At 44.2% G+C, this 14,901-nt stretch carries 20 protein-coding genes; 6 read left to right on the top strand and 14 right to left on the bottom strand.

Features of this window, described 5'->3' with window-relative positions; all coding sequences use genetic code 11:
* Positions 1–699, bottom strand: a complete 699-nt coding sequence (locus CRO54_RS06580) for a type 1 glutamine amidotransferase domain-containing protein (RefSeq protein WP_205943960.1) — start codon at positions 697–699, stop codon at positions 1–3.
* A 400-nt stretch (positions 700–1,099) separates the two neighbouring features.
* Between CRO54_RS06580 and CRO54_RS06575 the strand changes: the two genes are divergently transcribed.
* Positions 1,100–1,621 (top strand): DUF421 domain-containing protein, encoded by a 522-nt coding sequence (locus CRO54_RS06575; RefSeq protein ID WP_097130169.1) that lies wholly within the window; start codon positions 1,100–1,102, stop codon positions 1,619–1,621.
* Between the two features lie 632 nt (positions 1,622–2,253).
* Positions 2,254–2,892 (top strand): response regulator transcription factor, encoded by a 639-nt coding sequence (locus CRO54_RS06570; RefSeq protein ID WP_097130167.1) that lies wholly within the window; start codon positions 2,254–2,256, stop codon positions 2,890–2,892.
* A gap of 189 nt (positions 2,893–3,081) precedes the next feature.
* Here the strand turns inward: CRO54_RS06570 and CRO54_RS06565 are convergent, their stop codons facing one another.
* Positions 3,082–3,621 (bottom strand): YciE/YciF ferroxidase family protein, encoded by a 540-nt coding sequence (locus tag CRO54_RS06565; RefSeq protein WP_097132293.1) that lies wholly within the window; start codon positions 3,619–3,621, stop codon positions 3,082–3,084.
* Positions 3,622–3,842: 221 nt separating this feature from the next.
* Between CRO54_RS06565 and CRO54_RS21140 the strand changes: the two genes are divergently transcribed.
* The gene (locus CRO54_RS21140; protein WP_171047849.1) at positions 3,843–4,010 is read left to right on the top strand and encodes a hypothetical protein; all 168 of its coding nucleotides are present in this window, start codon (positions 3,843–3,845) and stop codon (positions 4,008–4,010) included.
* A 62-nt stretch (positions 4,011–4,072) separates the two neighbouring features.
* Here CRO54_RS21140 and CRO54_RS06560 read toward each other — a convergent pair whose 3' ends face one another.
* The 5 genes from CRO54_RS06560 to CRO54_RS06540 all read right to left on the bottom strand — a co-directional run bounded on the left by CRO54_RS06560 (position 4,073) and on the right by CRO54_RS06540 (position 7,371).
* Positions 4,073–4,333 (bottom strand): SemiSWEET family sugar transporter, encoded by a 261-nt coding sequence (locus tag CRO54_RS06560; protein ID WP_097130165.1) that lies wholly within the window; start codon positions 4,331–4,333, stop codon positions 4,073–4,075.
* Positions 4,326–4,817: a low affinity iron permease family protein gene (locus CRO54_RS06555; protein WP_097130164.1), complete on the bottom strand. Its 492-nt coding sequence runs from the start codon at positions 4,815–4,817 to the stop codon at positions 4,326–4,328. Before CRO54_RS06555 ends, CRO54_RS06560 begins: the two co-directional genes overlap by 8 nt.
* A gap of 362 nt (positions 4,818–5,179) precedes the next feature.
* Positions 5,180–5,788, bottom strand: coding sequence for an alpha-ketoglutarate-dependent dioxygenase AlkB family protein (locus CRO54_RS06550; protein ID WP_097130162.1), 609 nt, complete (start codon positions 5,786–5,788; stop codon positions 5,180–5,182).
* A gap of 240 nt (positions 5,789–6,028) precedes the next feature.
* Entirely contained in the window at positions 6,029–6,892 is an 864-nt protein-coding gene (locus CRO54_RS06545; protein WP_097130159.1) for a DMT family transporter, read from the bottom strand.
* A gap of 125 nt (positions 6,893–7,017) precedes the next feature.
* Positions 7,018–7,371 (bottom strand): response regulator transcription factor, encoded by a 354-nt coding sequence (locus CRO54_RS06540; RefSeq protein ID WP_097130154.1) that lies wholly within the window; start codon positions 7,369–7,371, stop codon positions 7,018–7,020.
* Between the two features lie 301 nt (positions 7,372–7,672).
* Here CRO54_RS06540 and CRO54_RS06535 point away from each other — a divergent pair, with 301 nt between their 5' ends.
* Both CRO54_RS06535 and CRO54_RS06530 read left to right on the top strand, forming a co-directional pair.
* Positions 7,673–8,176: an RNA polymerase sigma factor gene (locus tag CRO54_RS06535; protein WP_097132292.1), complete on the top strand. Its 504-nt coding sequence runs from the start codon at positions 7,673–7,675 to the stop codon at positions 8,174–8,176.
* A 130-nt stretch (positions 8,177–8,306) separates the two neighbouring features.
* Positions 8,307–8,498 carry a cold-shock protein gene (locus CRO54_RS06530; protein ID WP_097130152.1) on the top strand — a complete coding sequence of 64 codons (192 nt, stop codon included), beginning with the start codon at positions 8,307–8,309 and terminating at the stop codon, positions 8,496–8,498.
* Between the two features lie 556 nt (positions 8,499–9,054).
* Here CRO54_RS06530 and CRO54_RS06525 read toward each other — a convergent pair.
* From CRO54_RS06525 to CRO54_RS21035, 5 genes are all read right to left on the bottom strand, one after another.
* Positions 9,055–10,161 carry a PAS domain-containing sensor histidine kinase gene (locus CRO54_RS06525; protein ID WP_097130150.1) on the bottom strand — a complete coding sequence of 369 codons (1,107 nt, stop codon included), beginning with the start codon at positions 10,159–10,161 and terminating at the stop codon, positions 9,055–9,057.
* A gap of 194 nt (positions 10,162–10,355) precedes the next feature.
* Positions 10,356–10,643 carry an FAD-dependent oxidoreductase gene (locus CRO54_RS06520; RefSeq protein ID WP_097130148.1) on the bottom strand — a complete coding sequence of 96 codons (288 nt, stop codon included), beginning with the start codon at positions 10,641–10,643 and terminating at the stop codon, positions 10,356–10,358.
* A 436-nt stretch (positions 10,644–11,079) separates the two neighbouring features.
* The gene (locus tag CRO54_RS06515) at positions 11,080–11,295 is read right to left on the bottom strand and encodes a hypothetical protein (RefSeq protein WP_097130145.1); all 216 of its coding nucleotides are present in this window, start codon (positions 11,293–11,295) and stop codon (positions 11,080–11,082) included.
* 54 nt (positions 11,296–11,349) lie between these two features.
* Positions 11,350–11,769, bottom strand: coding sequence for a DUF1810 domain-containing protein (locus tag CRO54_RS06510; RefSeq protein WP_097130144.1), 420 nt, complete (start codon positions 11,767–11,769; stop codon positions 11,350–11,352).
* A 48-nt stretch (positions 11,770–11,817) separates the two neighbouring features.
* Positions 11,818–12,114 carry a hypothetical protein gene (locus CRO54_RS21035; RefSeq protein WP_138765769.1) on the bottom strand — a complete coding sequence of 99 codons (297 nt, stop codon included), beginning with the start codon at positions 12,112–12,114 and terminating at the stop codon, positions 11,818–11,820.
* 123 nt (positions 12,115–12,237) lie between these two features.
* Here CRO54_RS21035 and CRO54_RS06500 point away from each other — a divergent pair, with 123 nt between their 5' ends.
* Positions 12,238–12,639: a DUF4385 family protein gene (locus CRO54_RS06500; RefSeq protein WP_097132291.1), complete on the top strand. Its 402-nt coding sequence runs from the start codon at positions 12,238–12,240 to the stop codon at positions 12,637–12,639.
* Between the two features lie 599 nt (positions 12,640–13,238).
* Here CRO54_RS06500 and CRO54_RS06490 read toward each other — a convergent pair.
* Positions 13,239–13,598 carry a response regulator transcription factor gene (locus CRO54_RS06490; protein ID WP_097130138.1) on the bottom strand — a complete coding sequence of 120 codons (360 nt, stop codon included), beginning with the start codon at positions 13,596–13,598 and terminating at the stop codon, positions 13,239–13,241.
* Between the two features lie 107 nt (positions 13,599–13,705).
* The gene (locus CRO54_RS06485) at positions 13,706–14,899 is read right to left on the bottom strand and encodes a sensor histidine kinase (protein ID WP_097130134.1); all 1,194 of its coding nucleotides are present in this window, start codon (positions 14,897–14,899) and stop codon (positions 13,706–13,708) included.
* Positions 14,900–14,901 lie beyond the last annotated feature (2 nt).

The raw sequence follows: 14,901 nt of genomic DNA, 5'->3' as shown, positions 1-14,901 counted from the left end.
TTAAGATTGGTCTTTGCCTAGACCTAGCATTTCGATGAGGGCCTTGGCCGTAGGTCCCGCGGAAAGTGGGTTTTGCCCAGTAACCAACAGCCCATCGATTTCCACATGTGGGGTCATGGGGATCAGTGCGGAATGGAAATCAGCACCCAGCTCCTTCAACCTTGTTTCCAAGTGATAGGGGATATTCCCACTTCTCATCACCAGCGCCTCCTCTGTATTGGTAAAGCCAGTTACACGTTTACCTTCCAGGAAACCCAGCTTAGCCTTTGCCGCTGAGATCAGGGCGGCAGGTCCATGACATACCGCTGCTACTGGTTTGCCAGCGTTCATCATCTCCACGATAATCCTGCCTGCATCGGGATTACTGGCAAGGTCCCATAATGGGCCATGCCCGCCCGGAAAGAATACGGCATCAAATTCTGCTGGGTCAATGCTTGCCAGTTTATAGGTATGTGCGAAATCGGCTATCAGTCCTACATCTGCCTGGAACCTGCGGTTCGATTCGGTGATGTGCTCGGTCAGTTTGCTCATGGGATCAATGGGTGGTTGGCCGCCGGCTGGACTTGCCAAGGTGATCCTACAGCCGTGGTCCAAAAGCTCATAATACGGATCCGTAAATTCGCCCAGCCAGACTCCCGTTTTGCTGTCGGTATGCTCCATGCCTTCGTGCGAGGTCAGGATCATCAGTATCTTTTTCATATTAAATTTATTATTGGTTCATTGGTCGGAAAGACTCCAAGGATAAACAGTTTTCGAAAGTCTTTGTTTACTTCGGCGTATTTGGAAAATACTTGTTTCAACTGCGAGCACTACCTAATCTTTGATTTGCCCCTGCGAGAAAATGATATCGTTGAGAACAAAACATTTTTATGTTTAAATTATTAGCGGGCTAACATTTAGGAACATGAACCGAGTTCCCAAAAATGGACATTTTTATGAGAGCCCTACCATTGGCTGATCGAGCGGGCCAGCTGATCTTTCTGGCGGTACTGATCGGTAGTATTGCTGTGGCGTCAGACATGGGACTCCCGGGAACCCTGCAGACGGGCTAATTCCTGTCTATAGAGAAACATTTAAAGCAAAGCAATGTTAGTCTAGTATGGAAACATTACTATTTAAAGATTGGGAGAGTAGCCTAAACGTATTGATATGCGCCTCCATATCTTTTCTAACGGCATTTCTGTTCATACGTATTTCGGGAAAACGCACCTTGGCCAAGCTTACCGCCTTTGATTTCGTAGTCACGGTTACCTTAGGTTCTACTTTGTCATCCATGATCCTTGGAAAAACAGTTTTAATCGATGGGGCTATTGCGTTAATTATTATCATCAGCTTGCAGTATGCATTGGCATTTTTTGCACAGCGATCGAAAACTATGGAACAGGTGATCAATACTAAGCCGACGCTAATGTTTTACGATGGCCAATTCCTCGAAAAAAACATGGAAAAGGAATTTGTGACTAAGGAAGAGGTGTATGCCGCAATTCGGGAATTTCGTTTGTATAGGATGGAAGATGTACTTGCGGTAGTGATGGAATTGAACGGGCAACTTTCTGTAGTTAAACGGAGTTTGTTGCCAACCGAACAGCATTCTCTGTCAGATATTGATGAATTAGATTAAAACATGACCGAAATTAATCCGTTAATGGATTGATAGCTCGCAATACAACTACTTGTTGATAAAGTGCAGCACTGGACTGGCTAAAGACGCTGAAATTAACATATCTTTTTTGGTTGTTAGAAATTTATGATACAATCTGAGTAAAATTAAGAGATAGTAGTACTGGCTGTGGCACGGTGTTTCTGTGCACAGAAGATATCTTTTAATTCATCTACGAAAATTCTTGGAATTTTGAACCTTCCATTTTGCCGATCTCGACGGTGGTTTCTTTGTTTTAGTTCTGCTATGTTTTTGATTGAATAGTTCTATTCTAACAGGGGCAACTTAAACGCTTTTCCATAATTGACTTGCGCACCTACATGATATGCTCTTTCAAGCAGGCATTCTTTACATAGGCTAAATTCTATGTCCGCCTTTTCGCACTGAGCTTTAGGTAAAGGCTAAAGACAATTTTTTGTTTTCAATTAACTCACCAAGGCGTTTTATTGACATATGGTCCATATATTGGTTATCTGTGTATTTCAAAACAATGGGATATAATTTTTGTTTTAAGCTTGGTATAGCTAGCTATACCAAGCTTGCATTCATGCCGGCAAAACGCTCACCCCAAATTAATTTTTTTAGGAAAAGATATGGTAAATATAATTTTAGCAGATCAACAGCAGTTAGTTCGCAGTGGCCTGAAAACATTATTGCTTGGAACCTCAGATGACACGCATGTCATCGAAACCAGTACGTTTGAAGAGGCGCTAGATTTGTTGCCCCAAACAAATGCACAGTTCCTCATTACTGACATGTCGGCTGAAAATGGCCCGGAAATTATCCAACGGGCACTCGGCATTGTACCGTCACTAAAGGTATTGGTGCTCTCGGACCAGTTTGATCTGGGGCTTGTTCATCGGACTTTTGCCCATGGGGCAAGTGCGTTCCTGCTCAAGGAATGCTTATATGAAGAACTGTTAGTGGCCATGAAATGTGCCAGTGCCGGAAGGCAGTATCTGTGCTCGGGCATTTCTTCCAGGCTGTTGGAATCGTCAAGGGACTGCACAGATATAAAGGCTCCGCCGATCGATAGAAAAATTTTTACCGAACGGGAACTGGAGATACTGGCACTGATTGCCGAAGGCAGGACAAACCTGGAAATGTCGGAGCAGCTGTTCCTGAGCAAGCGGACGGTGGAAGGTCACCGTCAAAGTTTATTGGATAAGACTAAGAGCCGGAACACCGCACAGTTGATCACTTTTGCCGTACGTAACCATATCATTTACTAACGGTTCAGGCTTTGGGCAAGTAGTCTTCGGACTTTTTTGTGATAGTCAACTCCAGGGTCCTTAGCTGTTAACCCGTGGAAAGGTAAGGGAGAACAATCACTTCTTGTAGGTTCCATTGATGTGATTCCCATCAATGGAAAGAGCTACACTATTACGTAGCTCTATTCCTTGTTTTAACCTATCCTTATCCTATTCGCTTGCGGCCTGTTCGTTCACAAAGCCTTCGGCAATGCTCGTCAGGGCAACATCTGTTGCCTTTTCGTTTTCCAGGGTCTGGGCAAGCAGGTCCATAACTTCTGTATGGCCCATGTTCTCTGCAAATACCCTCAGTGTGCCGTAGGTGGCAATTTCGTAATGTTCCACTTTCTGGGCAGCTAGGATCAGCCCTGCGTCACGGATCATCGTACACTTATCGGTATCTTCTATGATCCCGTTAGCCTCTTCCAAAAGGCCGGCCATCGCGTCACATTTCTTGGCCGTCGCCTTTTCACCCAAAAGCTCAAATACCTGTTCCAAAGTAGCAATATGCTGTTTGGTTTCCTCGGCATGCTTTTCGAAAGCAGCGGCAAGTTCGGTGCTGGTAGCTGCCTTTTTCATTTTTGGCAATGCCGTGGCCAGGTGTTTCTCTGCCCAGTAGATATCTTTCAGTTCGTCTACGAAAAATTCATGGAATTCTGAATCTTCCATTTTGCCGGTCTTGCCGGTTGGTTTTTTTGTTTTAGTCGCCATGTTGTTTATATGTTGATTTGACATAAGAGTCAGCTAGGTAACATCAAATCAGTCGCTTGGTTTACGATGGACATAGAACAGGTATATTGCACGTTCGTTGTTAAAAAATACCTGCTGTTCCTCAGGGTATCGGGCGGATTGCTTTGGAATGATTCACCGGAAAATTATCCATAGTAGGAGTTTTGGAATCTATTTTTTAAATTGCATAAAATCATTTTCGTATGGAGCCTACAGCATCGAAAGACCGGGATATAAAAAAGCAGACGGAAAACTTGCTTGAAAAATCAAAGGCATTAAAGGAACGCGCCAAATCGACCATTAAAAAACTGGATGAAGTGAAGGAGCAGATAGAGGAGTTCAAACATAGGGAGGATGTCGACCAGCCATAGGCATGGACAATCTAGCCTTATCATTGCCGATGGAACTGTGCTGACCATTTATCGGAGAATACCTATTTTTTGGAGTATCGGTAATTGAGGATGATCATCAGCATATCGCAGACCACAGAAAAGGCATTGGTGACAATGATCGGTAGTTCGTCCAATAATAGTCCGTAGTAGCACCAGAGTGCATTTCCCGCCAACAATACAAAATACATGACTGGGGAAACGTCCTGTGCCTTTTTGTCCCTGATCAATTTGATGATCTGGGGAATTGTGGAAATGGCCGTCAGTACGCCGGCGGCAAAGCCTATCAATAGCGTGTTATCCATGTTTTGCTTTTTTATCCGTTTTCGACTTTGTCCTTGCCATGTTCTTTTCTGCCTGTACCCTTTTGGCCGCATCGATGGAGTGGGAGGTATGGATGTCCTCATCCTCTTCGGCCCTATCGGACAGTAGCTGATAGTAGCGTCGGAGCACGTCCAGTTCATCTTCGGTGAGGTCTTCGATATCCACCATCCGGTTGCTGGCATGTCTACTGGCGGCGATGAGCTCGTTCAGTTTGAGCTGTATGGCCTTGCCATCCTTGTTCTGAGATTTCTGGATAAGAAATACCATCAGAAACGTGACGATGGTGGTGCCGGTATTGATCACCAGTTGCCAGGTATCCGAAAAATGGAACAGCGGACCCGATAGCGCCCAGAACAGGACGATGGCAAATGCGGTAAGGAAAGCTGCCGAGCTTCCCGTCCAGCAGGTAATCGCATTGGCCGAACGGTCGAAAAAATTATCCTGTCTGTCTTTAGCCTTTTTCATTGTAATGGTTCTATGATGTAACGCTCCGTTAGTTTTACAGGATAGAAATGCAGTGTTTTACTTGGCGCAGGCTCAAGCTTATGCAAATGTGTGGTATATCCCGATGGCTGATAACGTTTTCAAGAGGGGATTGTTTTTAAGCGATATGGATTGGGTAGGAAAAGAAGAAGGTGCTGTAGCCAGCTATCCTCGCTGATCATTAAGTTAAAAAGTGCCTGGAGTGCTTCTTTAGTTTCCTGATGCATAAAATTTGATACGATTGAAAACATTTTTAGACCCTATGGTTAATATTTAAAGGACTCGATGACGAAGGGAACAGTCCTAATGCAGTATTTCGTTACCCGTGTCACGGCTGGTATGTGCTAAATCACGACCCTAAAAGTAAGGTTCAGTCTTGGTTTCATGGGTTTTGTTGCTTTGGCGATACGATGTTCCCATTTGGATTGTAAGTCACCTTTCATCAGCAGCAGCGAACAATGCTCTAGGCGCACCGAATAGGTCTCCTGATGTTCTGCTTTTTTGCGGATATCAAATGAGCGTACCTGGCCAAATGTGACCGAGGCAATGGTCGGATGGGAGCCAAGTGCCGTCTCGTTGTCGCTGTGCCAAGCTACCGAATCCCTGCCATCGCGGTAATAATTCAGCAGGACACTGTTGAAGCTTACTTCTGCGATCGGTTCTACCATCGCTTTGATTTTCAGCAATGCTGGTGTCCATAAGTTTGGCGCGGATTTTCTGAGCGAGGTATAGTCGTAGGTTTCTGCATCGGCATACCATGCCGAAAGGCGTGGTGTGATAACCTGTTTGTCGTACATCCTAACTACTTTTTGAGTCCAGGGTGTTTCGCTAACTAGGCGGTTCATGATCTGATAGCCTTCTTCGGCCTTAAATAGGCCTGGCAGGTATACCAGTAATTCACTGGGAAGGCCTTTGGACTGTCCATATTCAGGGAAAAAAGCCAACTGTTCCATTCGTTTTTCAGTTTTATAGTCCTTTCATGGGGAACAGGAATATACCTCACTCCCTATCATTCCAGTTTAAGTGGAATGCCCTCGAAAATAAAGCTTCCAAGCAGGGTAGATCTTTTGGTACGTCGCCTGTCCATTAAGGACCTCTTATTTTTTTGTAAAATTACTAAAAATATTAGTAATATATAAAAAAAGACAATAGGAAATTAGGTAATTACCAGCTTGGTGGTTTTGCTCACGAGATTAGTTCAGGCTGAGCAAGACGATGCCGGCTAGGATGAGCACACTTGCGACCAGTCTTCGCCTACCATCTCTTTCCTTCAAAATCCCCGCGCCCATGAATACACCGAACAGGATACTGGTTTCCCGTGCTGGGGCGACGACGGTAAGGGGGGCATATTTCAGGGCCTCAAGGACCAAGATGTAGGCCGCGGGACTCATTAGGCCAATGGCCAAAATGCTCCACTTGTGGGTGTTGATCTCCTGTTTAACTTCCCTCATTTCTGAGATGGCAAACGGAAGGAGCAGGAAGGTACAGAAAACGTTGGAAACAAAGGTCAGGACGATGGGGGATATGGTGAAGCTTTTGATGGCAAGGGCATCGTTGAAGGTATATAGGGCGATAAAAAGGCCGGTCAGTATGCCCCAGAAAACTCCGGACAATACTTTTGAATTATTTTTTCTGCTGAAACTTATCCCGGTGATCACCAGTACCCCGGCCAGTATCAATGCCAGCCCTAAACTTGCTTTCGACTTCAGGGGCTCACTGAGGAAAAGTATGGCGGCCATGCAGGAGAAAAGCGGTCCCGTTCCACGGGCCAATGGATAGACAATGGACAGGTCGCTGCTACGGTATCCTTTCTGCAGGACGAGAAAATAGCCGATATGGAGGATGGCACTGGTGATGGATAGCCATAGGATGGGCTGGGAAATAAGGGTTTCTCCCTGGTTTAGGCTATAGAGTAGTATGGGCAGGTACAATAGTGAGCTGGCAATATACATCAGCCATACAAAGGGTATCCTTCCGTTGGTCTTTTTGGACAGCAGGTTCCAAAAGGCGTGGAGCAGTGCGGCCGTCAGCACCATCGCCAGGACTTTAAAGCTCATTCAAGTTGTTTTTACGAAGATAACACTTTATAGCTTACCCTTTATTGGTCATAAAAAATTGCGGTGATTGCATTAAGTTGTCGCGGAATTACAGCCATCACCTTAAATGGATAACTTGCTGTGCCCTATTTAATCAGTTTGTCAACATGGTACAACAAAAGATTGATATCAAAAGGTTTTTCTAGAAATTCCTCAGCTTTGCAGCTTTTGATCATGTTTACTTTTTCCAGGTGTGCGGACATCATGATAACGGGTATTGAGGCATAGCCAAGATCAGCCTTTAGGTTTTTGCATACGTCAAGTCCGCTGCCATCCGGCAACATCACATCCAATAAAAAAATGTCGGGATGGCTCTGGTGGTCTTCAAAGGCCGAGACGCTTCCAAATGCGTTTACCTTATAGCCTTCGCTCGTGAACAGATAGGTGAAAATTTCCCTGATATCTTGGTCGTCTTCCAGAATGGTGATTTCTCTTTTCATATTACTTACATATACGGTAGCCGGCCCAAAGCGGTTGCCACTTTAGTGAAACGTTGGTAAATCAGGTATTTAGATTTAGGCGAAGGTAGTTGTATAATAGTGTCGGGAGAGATGACTTGATTGGTTAAAGACAATATCAGCAGTGTTCGAGAAAATCTACAATTGGCCTAAAAATCTAACGATTGATAAAGCTCGCCTTGTCCAAAATTGTCCATACAGGCTTAAAATATGCTGATACACAAAATGGGAATAATTGTTGTTATAGAGGAGATTACCAAAACTAAAACCGAAAGATATGCAAATGGATACCAATTTCAGCCAGCAATTGCTGAGCAGCCAGAGTATGTTAAAGCAGTTCGCCTATAAGTTTACCAATGACTTAGAGACCGCTGATGACCTTACACAGGACACTTTGGTCAAAGCCATGAAATACCATGAACAATACAAAGAGGGAACGAACATGAGGGGCTGGCTATTTACGATCATGCGAAATACCTTTATCAATGGCTATCGTTCCAATACTCGTAAAACGGCGCTGATTACTACCGAAGAGGAAATTTCTTCTTCGCAGTTGGCCGTTAGTGCAGTAGCCAATCGTGGGGATGCAAAGTTCGCCATGGAGGATATCAATAAGGCACTTTCTATCGTGCCCGACTGTTATACCATTCCCTTTCTTCGCCATTTCGAGGGATATAAATATCATGAAATTGCCGAGGAACTGGACTTGCCATTGGGAACCGTTAAAACCAGGATCCACATGGCCCGTCAGTTGTTACAAAAACAGTTGAAGGCCTATAAAAAATAATAGCTCGTTTACACTCGATAGCATAACGGTGTTTCGGAGTTTGGATGGACAGGGGAGAAAACAATTTTAATTACATCATTGTTAGCTATCCGTCGGGCATATCCGGCGAACAGAATTTATTTAAAATACAATGCAACAGGGAACAGTAAAATTTTTCAATGAAACCAAAGGTTTTGGTTTTATTACGCCAGCTAATGGGGGCAGTGAGGTATTTGTCCATATTTCAGGACTGATTGATCAAGTGCAGCAAAATGACCAAGTCACTTATGAGGTGGAAAATGGGAAAAGGGGACTAAATGCGGTCAACGTCAAAGTAGTGTAATTGGCATTTGAAAATGTTTGTAGGGCATCCAGCTTTTGCTAGGATGCTTTTTTTTGGCTACGTACCAGACCTTAAATTGTATGGGTTCTCCATGGATTGTCGATTAGCAGGAGCTGGTTGACCTTGGCAGAAAGATGGTGGATATGGATAGGTTTTGGCATAAAGTCGTCTGCACTGCAGCGTTCCATAATGGATTTAAAACCAGCATGGGCCGACATCATAAGTATCGATACTTGTACTAAGGTCGGTATGACCCTAGTAGTCTGACAAAGGTAGATTCCCTTCCATCGGGAGGCATGACGTCCACCAGAAAGAGGTCCGCTTTAGCATTTGTCAAATCCAGCGCATTGTTAAAACTGGTGGCATCACTGAAGAGGGTGATGTCATGGATATCTTCGGTGAGCACCAGCAAATCAATTCACCGATATCGGATCGTCCTCTACGATCCGTACTTTTTTCTCATCAACAATTAAATAATTTGTTCAATGCCTTAACGTAATACTCTTTTTGGATATTTAGGTGTAGTTGGTTTAGAATACCTGGCAAACATGCTGCGCTAATTATTTTTGATGCGGTCAAGTTCGAAAAAGAAGGTAGATCCTTCATTTTCCCTGCTCTCAACCCTGATCTGGCTATTGTGCTGGCGAAGGATTTCTGATACGAGATATAGGCCTATACCAAAGCCCGAAACATGCCTGATCTTTTCGTTGTCCGACCTGTAAAATCTTTGGAAAAGCCGTTGTTGCTCGACCGGACTGATGCCCATGCCCTGGTCACTCACATAAATCCTTACCTTGTCCATCTCGTTTTGGCAACCGATAGTTATCGGTCCGCCGTTGGGAGAATATTTGACCGCATTGCTGACCAGATTGATCAGTACCTGTCCAATTTTGTCACGATCGGCATAGAGGCTAATTCCTGCAAAGTTATTCAGCTCAAGGGTGTGGATAGAAGTGAGCAGCTGCGCATCGGCTGCAATCTCTTCTACTAAGGGCTGTAAATCGAATTGCTGCCTGTGCAACTGTATCTTGCCGTGCTCAATACGTGCCAAGTTCAGGAAATCATGTACCATAGCGATCATTTTCTTGGTCTGCGCCTGGATTCTTAACATGATGGCCAAGCGATTGTCACCAGTCTTTTCCACGTAATTTTTGAGCAATAGCTGGACATAGGAATTGATAGCTGTCAATGGGGTTTTGAGTTCATGGCTGACCATGGAAACAAAATCATTCTTCCGCTGGTCCTCGAGCATTTTTCCAGTGACATCCCTGGTGAAGCACCTGGTGTGGATGAATTCCCCATTCTTCCGCAGTACATTGGAATTGATCAGTACATGTTTGATTGACCCATCTTTGCATTTGAGTCTAGCGGCGTAGTCATAAAGGGTCTCGTTGTTGGTGAGGCGGGTGAGGATGTCCTGTATGGTTGCAGGATCTGCATGAAAGTCGCTAATCGGAAATCCGATATATTCAGTTCTGCTATAGCCCAGTGCATCCAATTCGGCCTGGTTCGCCCAAATGATGATCCCTTTTGCGTCTACCCAATGCAAGGGGACAGCGGCATTTTCGAAGAAGTCGGACAGTTCATCCACCCTCTGCCTAAGTTCGTTGTTTTCCTGCTGGTAGTAGTCAAGCTGTTGTTGAAGTTCTGCCGTATCTTTCATGAGCTTAGCGTTAAAAATTGGCTAATTTTAAATGAAGTTAGCAATAAGAAAACATTTTGGCAATTCCGTATGGGATTTCCGGGACAACCACTTTATTTTAACTAGGAAACAGTTTACTTTAGCGGGTATTGGATGCCTCAAACAAAATGACTAACTACTTTATTCGTACAGGTTTTCCGACAATGCTTTGCTGATCATGGCCCCGTCAGATTGCCGGAAGCTACTGCTGCAGCGATGCTGCGCATTAGGCTGGTACAATCGCCACAGGCATAAACACCCAGAATGCTGGTCTGCTGGTCCGGAGTGATAGATATACGTTTCTTATCGGTGAGCTTGCAGCCGATGGAGGATGGAAGGGAAGTGTGTTCTTTAAAAATGGGGTCGGCATACAGTACATCGATTGCTATACTGCTACCATCTTGAAAGGAGACTGTCCTGAGTTGGCCGTTGTCATGGTGGATATTGGCAATATCCTGATCCATGATATCAAGATCATTGTATTTCGTGGTTTCATCTCTGTTCTAATTGATCAAGATCAATTTTTTGTGAAGTGCTGTGGCACATTTATGGACTGAAGGAATTGGCGCAGGTGCTTGGCGAAAAGTTGGAGCGTCATCCGAGATTTTTAAATGATGAATTTAGGGTGGAATATTTGGAGTAAGAAAGCATTGGAAGAGTGGGATTTGCCAGCTCGTATATCAGACGGTAGCTTCCAGCATACTCCAGAAAGGACGAACTAGAACTGCCCACACACCAGATTAATTTGAGTTAATGATATTGAGGGACTGCATATTTTCACTCTTTTTATGGATCAGTAGTGCCGGTGAAATTGCCTGGGTATGGATTGTAATTCACGTTGGTACTCCTAATGGTAAGTAACATCCTGTATGAGCCTAATTGATGGCAATTTCTATCTTGTCATTTATTCCAAAGCTGCACAGGTGGATATCCAGGTGCTGGCGGAAACTTCTTGTCAAGGATGTCATCACAGATTTCGGCCATGACCTGATCCAATGGTAGAAAAGGTTTTACCATGAGCAGTAATGTTTCATTATCCTTAAAATCAGCAAGTAATAAATATTCTGGAAAATTATTAAGCAGCTGCAGTCGGAAATATTCAAATTGTTCGGCCATGATTGTTGTTTGGGATGTATAACGGGGGCGCCTTAAAATTTGTTTTTGCAAGAATTAGGTTTCCAGCAGCTCCAGTGTAATAGAATCTGGTTTGCCGTCGAAATATTTGTCGATGATCCGCCTGAAGATGGGATGGGTGTCGCTGACCTGGGCAAATAGGGTCATGCTCGAGCGTAGCTTGAGGTCGTCAGGGGTTCCGAAAATCTCTCGGGCTGTCTTCCGCTCTAGTTCAAATACCGCTTTGGAAATCCCGACCAGGTTTTTGCCAAGGATCGGGTGGTTGAGGTAAGCGGTGGCTTCGGCAAGGTCCTCAATGGCATAGTGTTTTGCGGTTTGACTGTAGCCCAATCCCTTGAGCTGTGGAAAGATGTACCACATCCAATGGGAATGTTTCCGTCCCGATCTGATTTCCGAAAGGGCGGTGTCATAGCTTTTGTTTTGCGCTGCAATAAATCTAACGAGGTCTTTATTCATGGCTCAAAATTTTCGTGTCAGGATCAGAAATTGCGGTGTGGGGACTATTTAAGATGCCTTTTCAATGGTGCCAAATGATGGGTGGGGTGCAATATTGATTTCACCTTTGCCCAGCTTGAGTTGGCAGGGGAGGTAAACCATGCTAGGGGTGTAAATACTTACAATGTAGCTGCAGTCTATTTCAGCAAGCTCACAGAGTGGCATAAGGATAAAACGGAGGGCGTCAGTGCCGTTTTCGATATTAAGTTCCTGGTCGAACCTGATCGAAACGTTTTGCCCTTCGGCACTGATCTGCGCTGAAGCGTAGCAATAGCGCAATTGATTTAAAAAAGGACATCTGTTCATATCTGGTAAGTTTTTATGCTAAACAAAAAATTTTGCGGGGTTGTTTGGTCTGGCTGGAATATTGGGTCAGAGGGATTGTGTACCGCAACAGAACATAATTCCTTTCCCAATTGTTCCAAACCCATGCGTTCAACTAGAAAACCGTCTTATCTAAACTTTGACCTGGAAAGCTATCCTTGGAAAGCGGGCGTTGATTATAAGAAGCATCCTGAGCAATACAGGGTCGGCAAGGTTGAGCAGGGCGTGCTGATTTGCGAACCCTACAAGTCCAAAATCGGCCGATACTGGCGGTTCAGGACAGAGGTGATCGCCAGGGAAAGCAGTGAGCGGATCTTTGGGATGTTCAAAAGCTATATCCGGCAGAACGATTTCGTCGGAGCGGACATGTCAAGGAAGTATCTTCAGATGGGCTATACCGTGCCAGGCGATATGCCAACTAAGGGCGGTAAGAAATTCGACAGGGAGGCAGGCTACAGTCCGCTGGAACGCGGGACTGGCGAAGAGGAAAAGCAACTGAACAAGTAGTGTGATATATTCCTTAAACTATGGATTTTATTAATGGAGATGAACAATAGTTGAAATATATTTTTGCTAATTTTTTTAGTATTTTAAGGTTTTGTTTTACCTTTATGCAAAATGTATAAAAATGAGTAGACGATCAAAGAGACATTTTAGTGATTTGGATAGCGCCGAGTTTCTGAAAGAAATAAAGGACTTTCGAGAAGTTTGTATAAGAGTTTGCACGAAAGCTCCGATTAGGAGTGAGGAATATAGATTAGCTGATAAATTCATTGACGAAATATTAAATGCTGGCGAGCGGTTGACTGGAGATCCTCGCTATTTTATATTGCGCTAGTGGGAGGGGGGGTAACACAATTTCCGCGATATTCCAAAACAAGATTTTGCATATCTAAGAATAAAATCAAGGACGATCGGGTGCTCATGGGAATGAGCTTCATTAGAACATGGTCTGATTTTCGCTTTCACTTGTAATGATGACATTTCAGGCAATTAACGAAATATTGGATATAAATCATTGGTCAGATTTGGCTGGACACATCGACCCTTAGCACTTCCTTTTAGCTAAAGCTTTGGTGTGCTCCCCTGGGTCGTTCATCGGGTACCTAACCTATATAGTGATTGATACGCTCTAACAGGTAATCTACGTCGAAAGGTTTGGCAATAAATTCTTCCGCAGGAGAATTGCCTTTGTCCTGGTTAAAATTACGATGTGCCGACATCATGATGATAGGGATACCGCTGGTTCTTTGGTCCGCTCTAATTGCTATCGACACTTCCAGGCCATTCCCGTCCGGTAGCATCACATCCATGATGATTAAGTCTGGCTGCTGCTGAGCTAGCCCAATTCTGAAACTTTCGACGGTAGGAAAGGTATCGACTTTGAATGATTCTGCTTCGAGCAATAGCGTAAAAAGCTCTCTTAGACCATCATCATCCTCAAGTACAAAAACATGTTTTTTCATAAGATAGGAATATAGGGGTACAACGGGTTGTGGTAGGCTTTGTTTGAGTCTGTCTAATTTCAGGTATTTTACCCGATACTTTGGAATCAATATACTGGCTTACCGTTCTAATCAACTACAAGTGGCAGGCTGACATAAAAAATAGAACCGATATTTCGCTGGCTTTCAGCCCAGATTTTGCCTCCATGGTCGACGACGATTTTGGAAGTGATATATAGACCCATTCCAAGACCGGGGTGAGTGGCTTCCACTTCCGCATTGCGATAGAACTTTTGAAAAATGGCTTCTAACGAATCTTTTTCCATGCCCTGCCCCTGATCTTTGATAGCGATGACCAGTTCGTGATCCATGACCTGATAAGAAACGGTGATTTGGGTGTCAATCGGGGAATATTTGGCCGCATTGCCTAATAAGTTGGTCAGTACCTGCTCAAGTCTCAAACGGTCTGCATGGACGAAATGCGGCTCAGCGAGTTCCAACTTGATATGGTAGTTGCTGTGCACATGGCTCAGCATAGCGACAACGTCGGTGAGAAATTCATGAATATTTAACTTTTTCATGCTGTACACTAGGGAGCCGTTCTCGATTTGGGAGACATCCATCAGCTGTTGGACAAGCGTGGATAATTTGGTTGTCTGTTGGTCAAGTTTATCCAGGATTGGGATTACCTTTGGGTCGCATTTGAATTTGAGCTTTTGTAGCATCTGGGTATAGGCCTTGATCACCGTGATGGGCGTTTTAATCTCATGACTGGCGATTGATATGAACTCGCTTTTCTTTTCATTGATCAATTTTTCCTGCCGGATTTCCATTTCCTGTTCGTTGGTTACCTTACTGAGGTAGTTATTACGGTTCTTTATCTCCTCATAAGCATTGATTGGGGGCTCGCTCTTAAAAAAATCCTGCAGGCTCCTGATCTTGGTTTGGTCTACCTTCAGTGAACGGGGCAAGCCCGTGGCTAATTCAATGATACATTTGCCCTGGGCAATATTGAAACTGAATTCTGGCACGAGTTTTTGCGCATAGAAAAAGCCTTCATGATTTCTTGATAGGTCTGTAATGCTCTCAAAAACAATGGAAGCCGAAAGACTGTATCTTGGGTTTTCGCCTCCAATGCCTACTTTCAGAACGCCTAGATGGGTATGTTCAATGACTATTCGGGCTACTTCTGATACCGCAGTGGCGAATACCGTTTGGGTAGCGGTAGTCAGTCCAATTTTTTCGGCGACTTTCATGGTCCGTTTATGGGCCAGGATGAGGTCCATTTCATTTTCCAGTGTGATACTTACAACATCTTTCATGC

Origin of the sequence: Pedobacter xixiisoli, assembly GCF_900215335.1 — a bacterium.
Classification (GTDB): Bacteria; Bacteroidota; Bacteroidia; order Sphingobacteriales; family Sphingobacteriaceae; genus Pedobacter; species Pedobacter xixiisoli.
This window is presented reverse-complemented; position numbering and strand designations above follow the sequence as displayed.